Here is a 15,317-nt window from a genome sequence, read left to right as displayed (position 1 = left end):
AGAATTGCATTACCGGCATCTTATCGCTGATGCTCGGCTCATTTCGTACTAAGAGTAGACTGGCCCGCGCGAAATGCAAAGCCATGCGACAAACGCAGTCATCGGCACGACGACGACCGATCATGCGAAAAACTGGGCAGAATCCAGCAGAGTTTTGCGCTTTTCCCGCTTCTTGACCTTGCGGGCAGCGCCATCTCGTGGCATTGCGCGCTAGGGTCTGAACTCGATTAGGATTTGGAGCGCGGTATGAGCGAAAATCGCTCAGCTTTAGGAGCGAACGCGAAGGTGGAGTGTATCTCCATCAAGTGTTCGCGACGAAAAGATGAGGGATTTCCGTCATATTCCGAAGGAACGCGGTGGATTTTGTCCCAGAATGCGTCGAAAAGCCCTCATGGAGATTTACTCCATCACGGTCTTTTCTCCTATTCTAAAACAAAATCCAGCTCGCGCCGCGCCCGAAACCTAATCGAGTTTAGACCCTAGTGGATAGCACCCAGTTTCAGGAGCAGGCCATGTCCTCGGAAAACAAGCTCGACGGCCATAATGGCCTGACCTATGCGCAGGCAGGTGTCGATATCGATGCCGGCAACCTGATGGTTGAAAAGATCAAGCCACTCGTGCGTTCGACGCGCCGTCCCGGTGCGGATGGCGAGATCGGCGGTTTCGGCGGCCTGTTCGATCTGAAAGCGGCAGGCTTCAAGGACCCGGTTCTGGTCGCCGCCAATGACGGCGTGGGCACCAAGTTGAAGATCGCCATCGACGCTGACAAGCATGACACCGTTGGTATCGACCTCGTCGCCATGTGCGTGAACGATCTGGTTGTACAGGGTGCGGAGCCGCTTTTCTTCCTCGATTATTATGCCACCGGCAAGCTGTCGCCCGATCAGGGCGTGGACATCGTTGCAGGCATTGCCGAAGGCTGTCGTCAGGCTGGCTCGGCGCTGATCGGCGGCGAAACCGCTGAAATGCCCGGAATGTATCGCGACGGCGACTACGATCTCGCCGGTTTCGCCGTGGGCGCGGCAGAGCGCGACCGGCTGTTGCCGCGCGGCGATATTGCCGAAGGCGATATCATTCTTGGCCTCGCCTCTTCCGGCGTTCATTCCAACGGCTTTTCGCTGGTGCGCCGCATTGTTGAACTGTCCGGCCTTGGCTGGAAGTCCGATGCGCCATTCCAGCCGGGTTCGACGTTGGGTGAAGCGCTACTCACCCCGACCCGCATTTATGTGAAGCCGCTGCTTGCAGCCATCCGCGCTTCGGATGGTATCAAGGCGTTGGCGCATATCACCGGCGGCGGTTTCCCCGACAATATTCCGCGCGTTCTGCCGGAAGGTCTCGCTGCCGAAATCAACCTGACGGCCATCGCCGTACCGCCCGTTTTCTCCTGGCTTGCCAAGACCGGCAACGTGGAAGCCAATGAAATGCTGCGTACCTTCAATTGTGGTATCGGCATGATCGCCGTCGTCACGCCTGAAAAGGTTGACGAAGTGGTCGCGGCCCTCGTGGCTGAAGGCGAACAGGTCGTCACGCTCGGTCGCATGATCGCACGCGAAAAGGACGGCGTCGTCTATAAGGGCACGCTCGCACTATGAGCCGCAAGCGGGCCGTTATTTTCATCTCGGGCGGCGGCTCCAATATGGAGGCGCTGATCCGGGCTGCGCAGGCGCCCGACTTCCCCGTTGAGATTGTGGCTGTCTTCTCCGACAAGGCAGATGCAGGCGGCCTTGCCAAGGCGGAAGCCGCTGGCGTTGCCACACAAGTTTTCACGCGCAGGGATTTTGCGTCGAAGGAAGAGCATGAAGATGCGATCCTCGCCGCGCTGGCTGCGCTGAAGCCTGATTTCCTCTGCCTCGCTGGCTATATGCGGCTTCTGTCCGGGCGTTTTATCGCGCCCTATGAAGGACGCATCCTCAACATCCACCCTTCCCTGCTGCCACTTTTTCCGGGCCTCCACACACATCAGCGCGCTATCGACGCCGGTGTGAAACTTGCAGGCTGCACCGTGCATCTTGTGACGGAAGGCATGGACGAAGGCCCCATTTTGGCTCAGGCTGCCGTGCCGGTCATCGACGGCGACACTGCCGACACGCTGGCGGCACGTGTTTTGAAAGCCGAACATCGGATTTATCCGCTCGTTCTGCGGCAGTTTGCGAATGGCCAGAAGGACGATGATGCGTCTCTAGCCGACGCGATGCTCGTGAGCGCCTGAGGGCGCTTCCGCGCATATGCGCGACAAATTCATCACACCCCAAGTTTTTTGTTAATAAAACTTTAATTTCCCGCAAAAAGCTCTAATTCAGATTTGTAATGGAACTTGCTTCGGCAATCCCCGTTATTGAGACGAGCCTATGCAGCCCCGTCTCTTTCAATATGTGTTCAAGAAGAGGACAAGATCATGTCTCTCCGTTTTTCGACTTCCTTCCTGTCCGCAATGGCCGTCATCTCCGGCATTGCTGTCACCGCTCCCGCCATCGCGGCAGACTTCGTAGCTCCTCCCGCTTCGGGTCGCACGCAGCCGCGTTCGGAAGTCGGCACCCTGACCTGCGACATTTCCCCGGCGATCGGTGTGATCATCGGCAGCCAGCAGGAGGTTGATTGTGTGTTCCGCCCTGCGCGCCGTGGTAATCCTTTGGAACATTACACCGGAACGATCACCAAGCTCGGCGTTGACGTCGGCTTTATCAATGGCGGCACTGTCGCCTGGGCCGTCTGGGCTCCGACCGTTCGTCCGGAAGGCGCACTCAAGGGCCGTTATGTCGGCGCTTCGGCCAATGCAGCCATCGGCATCGGTTTCGGCACGAACATCCTGACGGGTGGTTCTTGGAAGACGATTTCGCTGCAGCCGATTTCGGTTCAGGGCCAGCGTGGCCTCAATGCAGCTGTTGGTGTGTCCAAGCTGAAGCTGAACTACGCCGGTTAATCGTTAGCCTGCTTTACGGAAAAGCCGCGCCGAAGACATTCGGCGCGGCTTTTTATTACGCAAGTTTTCTGATCCAGATCTTTGTGTCATGCACCGCCAGACCGCCATAAGGAGCGGCGGGCTCCGCACCGAGCAGCGTATTGATCCCCTCGCCGCGCTCGAATGACGTGTTTGGAAAAATGCCTTCCGACACCACCACGCCGCGTTTTTGACCAGCGCGAAGCACGGCGTGCAGCACCACTTCGCCGCGATGATTGCCGATCTCGATCCGCTCGCCATCGGCAATGCCAAGTTCCGCCGCATCGTCCGGATGAATCAGCAGTTCCGGGCGGATTTCCTTGGCCATAGAGGTCTGCGTTTCGGCAAAAGTCGAGTTCAGGAAATTATGCGCCGGTGATGTCGCGAGCCGGAACGGATGCTCGGCATCCGCCACCTCAATGACTTCCCAATAATCCGGGAATTCCGGGATCGAGTGGAACTCGCCTTGCAGGCCCATGACTTCCGGCGGACGGTCCGGTGCAGGACTACCCGTCCAATCGGGGCGGAAGCGGAATTTGCCATCGGGCCATTTGAAGCCGTTGATGTAATGCGCTTCTTCGAAAGGCGGTTGCTTGTCCACAAAACGCCGCTCTCTCAGTTCGTCGAAATGCGGCAGATCGCTGTTGGCGTTCATATTGTCAATCAGCGTGCGCTCATCGACAGAAAAGCCCGGAAGGTGGCCAACGCCGAGCCGATTGGCCAGTTCGTTGATGACGAAAATATTCGGTCGCGCCTCGGCTAAAGGTTCGATTAGCTTTGGCCCAAGCACCACGTGCTGCTGGCCGCCGCCGCGATATATATCGTCATGTTCCAGGAATGTGGTGGCGGGCAGCACGACATCGGCCATCTTGGCCGTATCCGTCATGAACTGCTCGTGCACGGTGACGAACAGGTCCTCGCGCGCAAAACCTTTGCGGACAAGACGCTGTTCCGGTGTCACATTCATCGGATTGGTGTTCTGGATGAGCATCGCCATGACGGGCGGGCCGTCATAAAGCGCCTCGCGATCGCCGGTAAGAACGCGCCCGATCTTCGACTGGTCGAGGAAGCGGATGGTCTTATCCTGCATCGCCCGGCCTTCAATCTCGCGCTTGTCGAATTTGAAGATGCTGGCGTTTGAGTGAAACGCGCCGCCGCCTTCATAAAGGAATGCCCCGGTCACGCAGGCGATAGAGGCTGCGGCATGCATATTCACCGCGCCATTGCGCTGCCGCGTGAAGCCATAGCCAAGGCGGAAATAGGTCCGCTTGGTCTTGCCGACCAGATGCGCGAAGGCTTCGATTTCCTCAACCGTCAGCCCAGTGATAACGGAGGCCCATTCCGGCGTGCGGGTTGCCAGATGCGCTTCCAGCCCCTTCGGGTCGTCGGTGTAGCGCTCCAGATAATCCCAATCGGCGAGGCCGTCGCGGAACAGCACGTGCATGACGGCGCAAGCAAAGGCGCCATCCGTACCGGGCTTGAGTACGATGCCCATATCGGCCTGTCGCACGGTCGCATTGGCATAAATGTCGATGACCACGATCTTGGCACCACGCTCTTTGCGCGCACGCACGGCGTGGGTCATGACATTAACCTGCGTGGCGGCAGCATTGGTGCCCCAGATTACCACCACGTCAGCCTTGCTCATCTCGCGCGGGTCCGGGCCGATCAGGCTACCAGTTCCGGCGAAATAGCCCGTCCAGGCCATATTGGTGCAAAAACTGTCGAACTGATTGGAATAGCGTTTGGCGAAGCGAAGACGGTTGATGGAATCGCGCTGAACAAGCCCCATCGTGCCAGCATAATAATAAGGCCAGACGCTTTCGCTGCCATATTCGGCTTCGGCTTTCAAAAACCGTTCGGCAATCAGATCAAGCGCCGCTTCCCAGGACGCCTGTTTCCATTCGCCCGCGCCCTTAGCGCCGGAGCGTATCAAAGGGTGTTTCAGCCGGTCTGGATGATGAACGCGTTCGGCATAGCGCGCCACCTTGGCGCAGATGACCCCCGCCGTATAGCTGTTGTCCTTCGAACCGCGCACACGACCGATGGTGCGCTCGTCCAGAAGTTCGACGTCGAGCGCGCAGGTGGACGGGCAGTCATGCGGGCAAGCCGAATGACCGATCTTGATATTGGATATGGAAATTTGCTCGTTCATATTTCTTTATTACCGCAAGCGCTCACACGGCGAAATATGTTTTCAACGTAGGACCTCTAAGACAGACGAAGCGTAATCGCACCCAGCACAATCAGTGCCGCAGCCACAAAACGCGGCAACCCTACCTTTTCCTTCAGCACGACCGCAGAAATGATCATGCCAAACAGGATGGCGGTTTCACGCAAGGCCGCCACCACGGCAATCGGCGCCATGGTCATCGCCCAGAGTGCCAGCCCGTAGGAACCGAGCGTCCCCACGCCGCCGATCAGCGCCGGACGCCAGCGATTGCGCATATAGCTGATAAAACGGTCGGGCTCGCGATAGAGCGCCCAGCCCGCCAACGGCACGGCATTGATGACAAACAGCCACAATGTATAGGAAAGCGGCGCACCCGACGCCCGCACGCCAAGACCGTCGATGATGGTGTAACCGGCAATAAACCCGGCATTGGTCAGCGCCAGAATGGCCGTGCGACTGGAGGTGCCGCGATTGCGCCGCCTTGCTTCCAGCGCCATGGCCAGCACGCCCGAACAGATGAACACAATGCCGAGCCAGCTCTTCCAGCCCATGACCTCGCCCACCAGCGGCGCGCTGACCAGCGCAACGAGCAAAGGCGGCGTGCCGCGCATGATGGGATAGGCCTCGCTCATATCGCCGGATTTATAGGCCGCCGCCACCAGCGACATATAGAAAGTCTGGGTGACGGTCGACATCAGTATATAGACCCAGCTGACCGCATTCGGCATCGGCAAAAATGGCACGATGAACAAGGCGATAAAACCGGCAGCGCCGGTCACGCTGGCGGCAGCGAAAAACTTGTCGCCGCTGCTTTTGACGATGGCGTTCCAGCTCGCGTGAAGAAACGCGCCAAACAGGACGATCAGAAGGACGCCACCGGACATTGCAAGCTCGACTCAGGTGAAGATGCGGTTGGTGACCGCTGTATGTCACATTTATGATAGTCGTGGCGAATCGGAAATTGGTATCCTCTTGCCGAAAGCGGAAAGCCGTGAAACAAGCGCGATCATGAATTATCGTCACGCCTATCACGCCGGAAATTTCGCGGATGTCGTCAAACACGTCATCCTCGCCCGTATCATCGACTATCTGAAGCGCAAGGATCAGGCCTTTCGCGTCATCGACACCCATGCGGGCATCGGACTTTACGACCTGAAGGGCGTCGAAGCGGGCAAGACCGGCGAATGGACCGGCGGCATTCACCGTGTCATCGAAGCGGTCGAAAAAGGCCAGATTGAACCGGCAGTGCTGGAACTGCTCAAGCCTTATCTCGATGCGGTGCGTGCGGTGAACGCGGACGGAAAACTCCGCCACTATCCTGGTTCGCCTTATGTGACGCGGCATTTGTTGCGCAAGCAGGACCGCCTGTCAGCGCTGGAACTGCACCCGCAGGATGCGGCCAAACTGGCAAAGCGCTTCGACGGCGATTATCAGGTGCGCGTCATTGAACTCGACGGCTGGCTGGCGCTTGGCGCGCATCTTCCGCCAAAGGAAAAACGCGGCCTCGTGCTCGTTGATCCACCTTTCGAAATTGAAGGCGAATTCGACCGTATGGTGGATGGTCTCGCCAAGGCGCACAAGCGCTTCGGCGGCGGCACTTATGCGCTGTGGTATCCGGTGAAGGACCGCAAGGAAACCGAGCGCTTCGCCAAGCGGCTTCATGAAACCGGGATTCCGAAGATCATGCAGATCGAGCTGGCGATTCGCCCGCCCTCATCCGAACCGCGCCTCGATGGCACCGGTATGATTGTCGTGAATCCGCCCTATACACTCGAAAGTGAGATGCAAACCGTGCTTCCCAGCCTTACGAAACTGCTGGCCGAAGAAAAGGGTAGCAATTTCAGTGTTCGGTGGATACGCGGCGAGACGGATCGCTCTTGACCGCTGCCGCGCGCTGAAAGAAACTGCGCGAAGCAAAGCTTCGGCTATCACAGACATAAGCGCGCGCTTCGCGTTCGCATTTTGGGACAGGATAGAGACATGCAACTTACCTCGGGCAAACTGGATCGCTTCGGTCGCTTTTCGCGGGCCGCCCTCTTCGCCGCCTCCGTCCTGCCGGTGACTTTTGCAGCCCTGCCCGCCAGCGCTGCCGATTATCTTCAGTCTGCACCAGCCGTGGTCGATAACACCGTCTGCAACCAGCAGAGCGTGCTGCGCTCGGTGGTCTCGCGTTTCGGCTATCAGGTGCGCCACGTTCCCGAACTGCCGCAAGTCGGCATTTCAGCGATGAGCGATGTTCAGCTGACCCGTTATGAGCCGAAGACCAACCCGGCAGAAATCGAACGCACCTATTGCAAGGCCACCGCCGTATTGAGTGACGGCCAATACCGTTCCGTCTGGTATCTGGTCGAAGAAGGTCAGGGTTTTGCATCGGTCGGTCGCAACGTGGAATTCTGCGTTGAAGGCTTCGACCGCTGGTATGTCTACGACGCGCCAAGCTGCCGCGTCCTCCGCTGACCTGACCGGAGGTTCCATGCTGCGAAGACTGGCGGCTGTCCCAAGCGCTTTGCTTTCGATTGCCCTGATGGCGACGACAATATTGTCGGGTGCAGCTCTTGCTGACGACCAGGACAATGGCGATGTGCCCGGCGATTTCGACTTCTATGTGCTGTCGCTTTCTTGGTCACCGAGCTATTGCGCGTCGGAAGGCCGTCGCGCCAACAAGCAGCAATGCAACAACCAGCGCCCTTTCGGCTTCGTCGCCCATGGTCTCTGGCCCCAAAATGAATGGGGCTATCCGACCAATTGCCAGCTCGACAATGTGCGCAGCCGCGGCGGTTATGTTCCGCGCCAGATTATTTCCAGCCTGTCGGACATCATGCCGGCCGCTGGATTGATAGGCCATGAATGGCGCAAGCACGGAAGCTGCTCGGGTCTGTCCCAACGCGATTATTTCGACACGCTGCGCAACGCCTATGAGCAGGTCAATATTCCGCCCAGCCTTCGCAATGTAAGCGGTGACCGCCGGGTTGACCCAATGCTGGTCGAAAAAGCCTTCCTTGCAGCCAATCCGGGCATGAAGGCCAGCAGCATTTCTGTCACCTGCCAGCGCAATTATCTTCAGGAAGTGCGCATCTGCATGACGAAGGATCTCCAATATCGCGCCTGCCAGGAGGTTAATAATAACGCCTGCCGCAGCCGTTCGGTCATGATGCCGGCAACCCAATAATCTTCATTCTCAGGAATCACACATGACGCAGATTCTCTATTCACCCGCCTCGCCTTACAGCGCGAAGGTGCGCATGGCCGCGCATTATGCAGGCGTCCCTTTTGAAAGCGTGGTCGTGAACACGTCGGCGGAGCCGGAGAACCTCATCAGCGCCAATCCGCTTGGCAAGATTCCAACCCTTGTTACCGATGACGGCAAGGCCGTTTTTGACAGCCGCGCCATTACCCAATATCTGAACCGCGTTTCCGGCAACAAGCTTTTCCCGCGCAACGCGGAAAAGCGCACCGATGCCGAGCGTTATGAAGCCATTGCCGATGGCCTGGCCGACGTTCTGCTCGCGCATGTCTATGAACGCCGCCTGCGCCCGGAAGATAAAATCCACCAGCCATGGCTGGATCTGCAATGGCGCAAGGCCGAGCGTGCGCTCGACCTGCTCAATGAGGCCCCGCCGCGTCTGGCGGGCAAGCTGCATGCGGGCCATATCGCCGTCGCTGCTGTGCTGGGCTATCTCGCGCTGCGCTTCGATGGCAAATGGGAACGTGGACGTCCGAAGCTGAAGCGCTGGATCAAGCGTTATCGGGAACTGCATCCGGAACTGGCGGCTTTGCTGCCGCAAGGCTAAGTTCTGCGCCAAGCTTTCAAATGCCCCGGATGGCAGCCGCTATCCGGGGCGTTTGTATTTTCAGCGATTATTGATTGCCGTCCAGCGCCTTCAGGATGCGGTAACCGGCCTTGATCCGTGCATCGTTCGGATAATTGCGGTTCGCAAGCATCACAATGCCGATCTTTTTGCCCGGCACAAAGGCCACATAGGCCCCGAAACCACCGGTCGAACCGGTCTTGTTCAGCAGCATGTCGTCCGACGGCTGCAAAGGTGGGGCGAGCTTTTCGATTTTGTGCGATTTCATCGCCATATCGGAGGTGTTGCCGCCAAGCAGCGTTTTCAGACTCAGAGGATAGGCGTAACGCTCCCAGCCAAGGCTCTGTGTCATGTCACCGACCTTGTAATAGCCGGTATGCGTGGCCGCTACGGCCTTTTGCATCGGCTGACCAAGCGATGTGCTGTCCATATTCAACTGAACGAAACGGATCAGGTCCGGCGCAGTGGTCTTGATTCCATAAGCCTGCGCGTCGAAGGCGCCGGGAGACACCCGGATCGGCTTGTTGGCTTTCGAATAGCCATAGGCGTAATTCTTCATCTGGCTTTCAGGCACCTGGATGAATGTGTGCTTCAGGCCGAAGGCTGGAATGAGCCTCGTTTCCATCACCTTGTCGAAGGGCTCGCCCATGCTTTGAGCGGCGAGATAACCAAACAGACCGATACTCGGATTTGAATAGCGGCGCTGCGTGCCCGCAGGATAATCCGGCTTCCAATTCTTGAAATAGTCGATCATCGTCTTGTGGTCGGTGACACTGTCTGGAAATTGCAGGGGCAAACCGCCAGCAGTGTAGGTGCCAAGATCAAGCATCGAGACGTTGTCGAAGCTGCTGCCTGCCAGTTTGGGAGCGTATTTCGTCGCCGTGTCCCCCGGTTTAAACGCACCCTCCGCAAGCCCCAACCCGCCGAGCGTCGCGGTAAAGGTTTTGGAGACGGAACCAATCTCGAAGATCGTGTCTTCGGTCACCTTCTGTCCGCTTTCCTTAGAGGCGACGCCATAGCCGAAAAAGTAGGTCTTGCCACCCGCCGTAACGGCGACAGCCATTCCGGGAATCTTGTGTTCGGCCATGACAGGCTTGATCGTTTCATCGACCAGATGCCTGATTTCTTTCTCGCTCGGCGCGTTTGCGGCCTGTACGGAGACACTGGTCAACAGGCTGGCGACGGCAGTTATGCTCAAGGCGGAAACGGTAGTTTTTCTCATGACTTATACGCAATCCTCATTGTGAACCGATTTCCCTGCCGCGTGGGAGACATGCGGAAGGAATCGGTGTTTTCTCATGTGAAATAACGCGCGTTAAACCGGATGCAGGTGAATTGAAATCAAAACCCGTCTATTCGGCACTCTCGATATAAGCGAGCTATACGTCCGAAACAAACGACGTTATCTTGCCTCTGACATTAGAAAAATTTGGGTATAGCGATGGTCCGGCCTCATCTTCCGCTGAATGCACTGCGCGCCTTCGAGGCGTCGGCACGCCATCTCAGCTTCACCAAGGCGGCAATCGAATTATGCGTGACCCAAGCCGCTGTCAGCCATCAGGTGAAAAGCCTCGAAAGCCGCCTCAATGTCACCCTGTTCGAACGCTTGCCGCGCGGATTGCTGCTCACCCATGAAGGTGAAACGCTGCTGCCCACCTTGCGGGAGGCCTTCGATAACATTGCCGGGACGCTGGAACGTTTTGAAGGCGGACATTATCGCGAGGTTCTGCGCGTTGGTGTGGTCGGAACTTTGGCCGTCGGCTGGCTGATCCCTCGCCTGCGCGATTTTCAGACCACGCATCCGTTTATCGATTTGCGGCTTTCGACCAATAATAACCGCGTCGACATCGCCGCTGAGGGACTGGATTTTGCGATTCGGTTCGGGTCCGGCGCGTGGCACGGTGTCGAGGCAATCCGCCTTCTGGAAGCGCCGCTTTCGCCCTTGTGCATTTCGGACATAGCCAGTCAGCTGAAAACACCGCCTGATCTCGCTCGCCATACGCTGCTTCGGTCCTATCGGGCCGATGAATGGTCGCAATGGTTTGCTGCTGCTGGCGTCACCGGCGACATGCCGCTACCCAAAAGCATCATGTTCGATTCGTCGCTGGCCATGATGGAAGCTGCAATACAGGGGGCAGGTGTCGCGCTTGCGCCGCCGTCAATGTTCACCCGGCAGCTTCACGCCGAAACAATCGTCCAGCCCTTCCCGCAAACGGTGACGATGGGCAGCTATTGGCTGGCCCGACTTCAATCGCGCCCGGAAACGGACGCGATGGCCGCTTTTCGTAAATGGCTGATCGATACCGCACAGCAGGAAGGTTATTGAGGGCCTGTCTGCCCGAAGAAAATTCGGGCAACAAAAAACCGGGCAGTTGCCTACCCGGTTTTCCGTGTTCAATTATCAGATAATTAGAACTTGTAGCCGAGACCAACGCGGATGTCGTGGGTGTCGAGCTTGTTGCCAACGGTGGTGCCACCGAGGTCATAGTCCTTGTTACCGAACTGGGTGTAGCGGTATTCAACGCGGCCCAGGATGTTTTCGGTCAGCTTGGCTTCCATACCGGCACCAGCAGTCCAACCAACGCGGAACTTGCTTTCGTCGTCGCCATTGCCGCTCAGCTTAACCTGCGAACCAGCGATACCACCGGTGATGTATGGCATGATCGGGTTCAGGTCGTAGCCGAGACGTGCACGCAGCGAGCCTTCGAAGCCCTGCTTGACTTCCAGACCGTCCTTGGACTTCTTGGCCCAGGAGTAACCAGCGTCACCTTCAACACCGTATACGAACTGGTCCTGCTGGAAGTTCCAGCCAGCATAAGCGCCAGCCTTCCAGTCGTCAGGCTTTACGGTGCCGACGATGTCGTTCTTGGCCTTGTTCCAGCCGTAGCCGAGGTACAGACCGGTATAACCGCCAGCCCAGGTGTTCTGGGGAGCCATTTCGACCGGAGCCGGAACAGGAGGCTGTTCCTGAATGGCGTCAGCTGCAAAGGCAGTCGCAGAGAACGGCAGCAGCGCAGCCGAGGCGATTACGAGAGACTTAAGAGTGCGCATAGCATTCTCCTTACACAAATTACGTTTGACACGGTCCCTTATCGGGCGGGCAGCATGTTGGGAGTTCGAAGTTGCCCATGCCGTGCTGATGGGGAGGAGGTATCGTCGGTAATTGCGGCACGAAATGCCCGCTTCTGTGAAGAAAACCCGACGAGAAAATGGCAAAAATGCGATGTTGCATTCTCGCAACGCCAAGCTTTTGTGACTATATGAGCAGGTGCGGATTGTTGCGGGGCAATCAACTCACTCCCTCGCTACGAGAAGCAACTGATATTGTTCGCATTTTGTCAGTAGCGGACGTATTTCCCGCTATTAATGGATGCAATCTGACGAGCAAAATGGCATGAAAATCACGAGAGAATCTCGATAAGAAAGTGTTTACCGTGTTGAACGAACAGGAAGTCAGCCAGCTTGCAAAATGTCCGGTCCTCGTGACGGGCGGCGCACGGCGCATCGGAAAGGCGATTGTCGAAGACCTCGCAGCCCATGGCTTCCCTGTTGCGATCCACTGCAACCGTTCCATCGAAGAAGGTCAGGCTCTTGCCGATGCCATCATTGCGCGCGGCGGAACGGCCTGCGTCGTTCAGGCCGACCTCTCATCCGAGCAGGATGTGCGCGGCCTTATTGCGCAAGCCGAGCGCCAGATCGGCCCGATCCGCCTGCTCGTCAATAATGCGTCCTTGTTTGAGGATGACCGGGTTGGTGATCTCGACATGGCTTTGTGGGACAAGCATTTTGCGATTCACCTCAAAGCCCCGGTCATGCTTTCCGAAGCAATGGCCAAGGCTCTGCCGGAAGCAGTGGACGGGCTGATCGTCAATGTAATCGACCAGCGCGTCTGGAAGCTCAATCCGAACTTCTTCTCCTATACGCTGTCCAAGACAGCGCTTTGGAATGCAACCCGCACACTTGCGCAGGCATTGGCCCCGCGCATTCGCGTCAACGCCATTGCGCCGGGTCCGACCTTGCCGAGTGAACGCCAGCGGCCGGGTGATTTTGAACGACAAGTCAGCAAGGTCGCCTTGCAACGTGCGCCAGAATTGCCGGAATTCGGGCGCACAGTGCGTTACTTCTGGGAGAATCGTTCCATTACCGGCCAGATGATCGCGCTTGACGGCGGGCAACATCTGGCATGGGAAACCCCCGACATCGCAGGAATCACTGAATGAGCGGCAACCGCAAAAACCATGACGATACTGGCTCTAACCTGCCGTCCGACGACGAGCAGGACGTGGCCGGTATTATCATTGGCGATGCGGAAGCCGAAGATGATGAAGACAGCGACGACACCGGTTCCGAAATTGTTGCTGCGCCTTCAATGGCCGATCAGATCCAGTGGGACTCGTCCGATGGACTGCCGGATACGGCAGGTCTCAGCGGTCAGGATATCATCAACGCCTTCGTGAAACGGCTGCCGAACAATCCCGGCGTCTATCGCATGTTCAACAGTGACGGTGACGTGCTTTATGTCGGCAAGGCGCGCAATCTCAAGAAACGCGTTTCCAATTATGCGCGCGGCATAGCCCATTCGAATCGCATCGTCCGGATGATCCGCGAGACGGCGATGATGGAATTTGTCGTCACGCGCACCGAAACCGAAGCGCTGCTGCTCGAAGCCAATCTGATCAAGCGATTGCGCCCGCGCTTCAATGTGCTGATGCGCGACGACAAGTCGTTTCCCTATATTCTGCTGACGGGCGATCATCGCGCGCCGGGTATTTTCAAGCATCGCGGCGCACGCTCTCGCAAGGGCGACTATTTCGGCCCCTTCGCGTCGGCCGGCGCGGTAGGACGCACAATCAACGCGTTGCAACGCGCCTTTCTGCTGCGCACCTGCACCGATTCGGTATTCGAAAGCCGCACGCGCCCCTGTCTGCTTTATCAGATCAAGCGCTGCTCCGGTCCGTGCACGCACGAAATCAGCGATGCCGATTATGCTGAACTGGTCTCGGAGGCCAAGGCATTCCTGTCCGGCAAGAGCCAGTCGGTGAAAGACCATCTGGCCACCGCCATGCAGGCGGCATCCGCCGATCTCGATTTCGAACATGCGGCAGTCTATCGCGACCGTCTGGCAGCCCTTTCGCATGTCCAGTCACATCAGGGCATCAATCCGCAGACCGTCGAAGAAGCCGATGTGTTCGCCATCCATCAGGAAGGCGGCATGACCTGTATTCAGGTCTTCTTCTTCCGCACCGGCCAGAACTGGGGCAACCGCGCTTATTATCCAAAAGCCGACAGCTCGCTTGGCCCGGCGGAAGTTCTGGGCGCATTCCTGTCGCAGTTCTATGACGACAAGCCCTGCCCCCGCCTTGTGCTTCTGTCTGAGGCCGTGGAAGAACAGTCGCTCATCGCCGAGGCGCTTTCCACCCGCGCCGGTCATAAGGTGCAGGTCAATGTGCCCCAGCGTGGCGAGAAGAAGGACCTTGTCGATCACGCCCTGACCAATGCGCGCGAAGCGCTGGGCCGCAGACTTGCCGAAACCTCGTCGCAGGCGCGCCTGCTGCAAGGCATGGCAGAGACATTCGGCCTTGCGCGTACGCCACGCCGCATCGAGGTTTACGACAACTCGCACATCATGGGCACGAACGCCGTCGGTGGCATGATCGTCGCCGGACCGGAAGGGTTCGTCAAAAACCAGTATCGCAAGTTCAATATCCGCTCGACAGATATCACGCCGGGCGATGATTTTGGCATGATGCGCGAAGTGATCGAGCGTCGCTTCTCAAGGCTGGTGAAGGAGCATGGCGCGCCGGATGAAGCACCCGATCCGGAAAGCCCTGAAGTGCCTGAAATAAATGACAGTTTCCCGGCCTGGCCCGATGTGATTCTCATTGACGGTGGACAGGGGCAAGTGGGGGCTGTGCGTCAGATTCTCAACGAGATGGGTATCGCCAATCTGGTCAATGCAATCGGCATCGCCAAGGGCGTGGACCGTGAAGCGGGACGCGAACGGTTTTTCGTGGAGGGTAAGCAGCCTTTCACCCTGCCGCCGCGCGATCCGGTTCTCTATTTCATCCAGCGCATGCGCGATGAGGCACACCGGTTCGCCATCGGCACGCATCGCGCACGGCGCAAGAAAGAAATGGTCAAGAACCCGCTCGATGAAATTGCGGGAATCGGTCCATCGCGCAAACGCGCATTGCTGCATCATTTTGGAACGGCAAAGGCTGTTTCCCGTGCGGCGATGGAAGACCTGATGCAGATCGACGGCATATCGGAGGCAATGGCACGCACCATTCACGATCATTTTCGTGACCGGTGACGCAATTTTGATGCGCTTTTGCGCGCCAGCGTCATAAGGTCCGAGCAGAACACCTGCACAAGAGTTGATTTTATTGGTCATCCC

The 15,317-nt window shown here is 57.8% G+C and carries 14 protein-coding genes; 10 read left to right on the top strand and 4 right to left on the bottom strand.

Going from position 1 to position 15,317, the window contains the following annotated elements; all coding sequences use genetic code 11:
• Positions 1-512 precede the first annotated feature (512 nt).
• From purM to D8666_RS00695, 3 genes are all read left to right on the top strand, one after another.
• Complete coding sequence (gene purM, locus D8666_RS00705; protein ID WP_109368691.1) at positions 513-1,592, top strand: phosphoribosylformylglycinamidine cyclo-ligase; 1,080 nt, start codon at positions 513-515, stop codon at positions 1,590-1,592.
• A complete protein-coding gene (purN, locus tag D8666_RS00700; RefSeq protein ID WP_121535647.1) occupies positions 1,589-2,209 on the top strand; it encodes a phosphoribosylglycinamide formyltransferase in 621 nt (206 codons plus the stop codon). The genes purM and purN overlap by 4 nt, the downstream gene beginning before the upstream one ends.
• A gap of 186 nt (positions 2,210-2,395) precedes the next feature.
• Positions 2,396-2,920: a DUF992 domain-containing protein gene (locus D8666_RS00695; protein WP_109368689.1), complete on the top strand. Its 525-nt coding sequence runs from the start codon at positions 2,396-2,398 to the stop codon at positions 2,918-2,920.
• 55 nt (positions 2,921-2,975) lie between these two features.
• Here the strand turns inward: D8666_RS00695 and D8666_RS00690 are convergent, their stop codons facing one another.
• A complete protein-coding gene (locus D8666_RS00690; RefSeq protein ID WP_121535644.1) occupies positions 2,976-5,093 on the bottom strand; it encodes a molybdopterin oxidoreductase family protein in 2,118 nt (705 codons plus the stop codon).
• A 56-nt stretch (positions 5,094-5,149) separates the two neighbouring features.
• Entirely contained in the window at positions 5,150-5,995 is an 846-nt protein-coding gene (locus D8666_RS00685; RefSeq protein ID WP_121535641.1) for an EamA family transporter, read from the bottom strand.
• A 124-nt stretch (positions 5,996-6,119) separates the two neighbouring features.
• Between D8666_RS00685 and D8666_RS00680 the strand changes: the two genes are divergently transcribed.
• From D8666_RS00680 to D8666_RS00665, 4 genes are all read left to right on the top strand, one after another.
• On the top strand, positions 6,120-6,992 hold the full coding sequence (locus D8666_RS00680; protein WP_121536286.1) for a 23S rRNA (adenine(2030)-N(6))-methyltransferase RlmJ: 873 nt from the start codon (positions 6,120-6,122) through the stop codon (positions 6,990-6,992).
• Between the two features lie 99 nt (positions 6,993-7,091).
• The gene (locus tag D8666_RS00675; protein WP_121535638.1) at positions 7,092-7,568 is read left to right on the top strand and encodes a phage portal protein; all 477 of its coding nucleotides are present in this window, start codon (positions 7,092-7,094) and stop codon (positions 7,566-7,568) included.
• 16 nt (positions 7,569-7,584) lie between these two features.
• Positions 7,585-8,280: a ribonuclease T2 family protein gene (locus tag D8666_RS00670; RefSeq protein WP_121535635.1), complete on the top strand. Its 696-nt coding sequence runs from the start codon at positions 7,585-7,587 to the stop codon at positions 8,278-8,280.
• Positions 8,281-8,302: 22 nt separating this feature from the next.
• Positions 8,303-8,902 (top strand): glutathione S-transferase, encoded by a 600-nt coding sequence (locus D8666_RS00665; RefSeq protein ID WP_121535632.1) that lies wholly within the window; start codon positions 8,303-8,305, stop codon positions 8,900-8,902.
• 67 nt (positions 8,903-8,969) lie between these two features.
• Here the strand turns inward: D8666_RS00665 and ampC are convergent, their stop codons facing one another.
• Complete coding sequence (gene ampC, locus D8666_RS00660; protein WP_121535629.1) at positions 8,970-10,142, bottom strand: class C beta-lactamase; 1,173 nt, start codon at positions 10,140-10,142, stop codon at positions 8,970-8,972.
• A 219-nt stretch (positions 10,143-10,361) separates the two neighbouring features.
• Between ampC and D8666_RS00655 the strand changes: the two genes are divergently transcribed.
• Positions 10,362-11,246 carry a LysR family transcriptional regulator gene (locus D8666_RS00655; RefSeq protein WP_121535625.1) on the top strand — a complete coding sequence of 295 codons (885 nt, stop codon included), beginning with the start codon at positions 10,362-10,364 and terminating at the stop codon, positions 11,244-11,246.
• Between the two features lie 83 nt (positions 11,247-11,329).
• On the opposite strand, the gene omp25 is transcribed toward D8666_RS00655, so the two are convergent.
• Positions 11,330-11,971, bottom strand: coding sequence for an outer membrane protein Omp25 (omp25, locus tag D8666_RS00650; RefSeq protein ID WP_109368681.1), 642 nt, complete (start codon positions 11,969-11,971; stop codon positions 11,330-11,332).
• Positions 11,972-12,345: 374 nt separating this feature from the next.
• On the opposite strand from omp25, the gene D8666_RS00645 reads away from it, so the two are divergent.
• Together D8666_RS00645 and uvrC are read left to right on the top strand one after the other, a co-directional pair.
• On the top strand, positions 12,346-13,140 hold the full coding sequence (locus D8666_RS00645) for an SDR family oxidoreductase (protein WP_371830776.1): 795 nt from the start codon (positions 12,346-12,348) through the stop codon (positions 13,138-13,140).
• Positions 13,137-15,233 (top strand): excinuclease ABC subunit UvrC, encoded by a 2,097-nt coding sequence (gene uvrC, locus D8666_RS00640; protein ID WP_109368680.1) that lies wholly within the window; start codon positions 13,137-13,139, stop codon positions 15,231-15,233. The genes D8666_RS00645 and uvrC overlap by 4 nt, the downstream gene beginning before the upstream one ends.
• Positions 15,234-15,317: the final 84 nt, after the last annotated feature.

It is taken from the genome of Ochrobactrum soli (assembly GCF_003664555.1).
In the GTDB taxonomy this organism is placed as follows: domain Bacteria; phylum Pseudomonadota; class Alphaproteobacteria; order Rhizobiales; family Rhizobiaceae; genus Brucella; species Brucella teleogrylli.
Note: the sequence above shows the minus strand (reverse complement) of the source record. Positions and strands in the feature narration are given on the sequence as shown.

Excerpts from the sequence above, each read along its gene's own strand:
- purM (WP_109368691.1), top strand. The coding sequence starts at position 513 with ATGTCCTCGGAAAACAAGCTCGACGGCCATAATGGCCTGACCTATGCG.
- purN (WP_121535647.1), top strand. The coding sequence starts at position 1,589 with ATGAGCCGCAAGCGGGCCGTTATTTTCATCTCGGGCGGCGGCTCCAAT.
- D8666_RS00695 (WP_109368689.1), top strand. The coding sequence starts at position 2,396 with ATGTCTCTCCGTTTTTCGACTTCCTTCCTGTCCGCAATGGCCGTCATC.
- D8666_RS00690 (WP_121535644.1), bottom strand. The coding sequence starts at position 5,093 with ATGAACGAGCAAATTTCCATATCCAATATCAAGATCGGTCATTCGGCT.
- D8666_RS00685 (WP_121535641.1), bottom strand. The coding sequence starts at position 5,995 with ATGTCCGGTGGCGTCCTTCTGATCGTCCTGTTTGGCGCGTTTCTTCAC.
- D8666_RS00680 (WP_121536286.1), top strand. The coding sequence starts at position 6,120 with ATGAATTATCGTCACGCCTATCACGCCGGAAATTTCGCGGATGTCGTC.
- D8666_RS00675 (WP_121535638.1), top strand. The coding sequence starts at position 7,092 with ATGCAACTTACCTCGGGCAAACTGGATCGCTTCGGTCGCTTTTCGCGG.
- D8666_RS00670 (WP_121535635.1), top strand. The coding sequence starts at position 7,585 with ATGCTGCGAAGACTGGCGGCTGTCCCAAGCGCTTTGCTTTCGATTGCC.
- D8666_RS00665 (WP_121535632.1), top strand. The coding sequence starts at position 8,303 with ATGACGCAGATTCTCTATTCACCCGCCTCGCCTTACAGCGCGAAGGTG.
- ampC (WP_121535629.1), bottom strand. The coding sequence starts at position 10,142 with ATGAGAAAAACTACCGTTTCCGCCTTGAGCATAACTGCCGTCGCCAGC.
- D8666_RS00655 (WP_121535625.1), top strand. The coding sequence starts at position 10,362 with ATGGTCCGGCCTCATCTTCCGCTGAATGCACTGCGCGCCTTCGAGGCG.
- omp25 (WP_109368681.1), bottom strand. The coding sequence starts at position 11,971 with ATGCGCACTCTTAAGTCTCTCGTAATCGCCTCGGCTGCGCTGCTGCCG.
- uvrC (WP_109368680.1), top strand. The coding sequence starts at position 13,137 with ATGAGCGGCAACCGCAAAAACCATGACGATACTGGCTCTAACCTGCCG.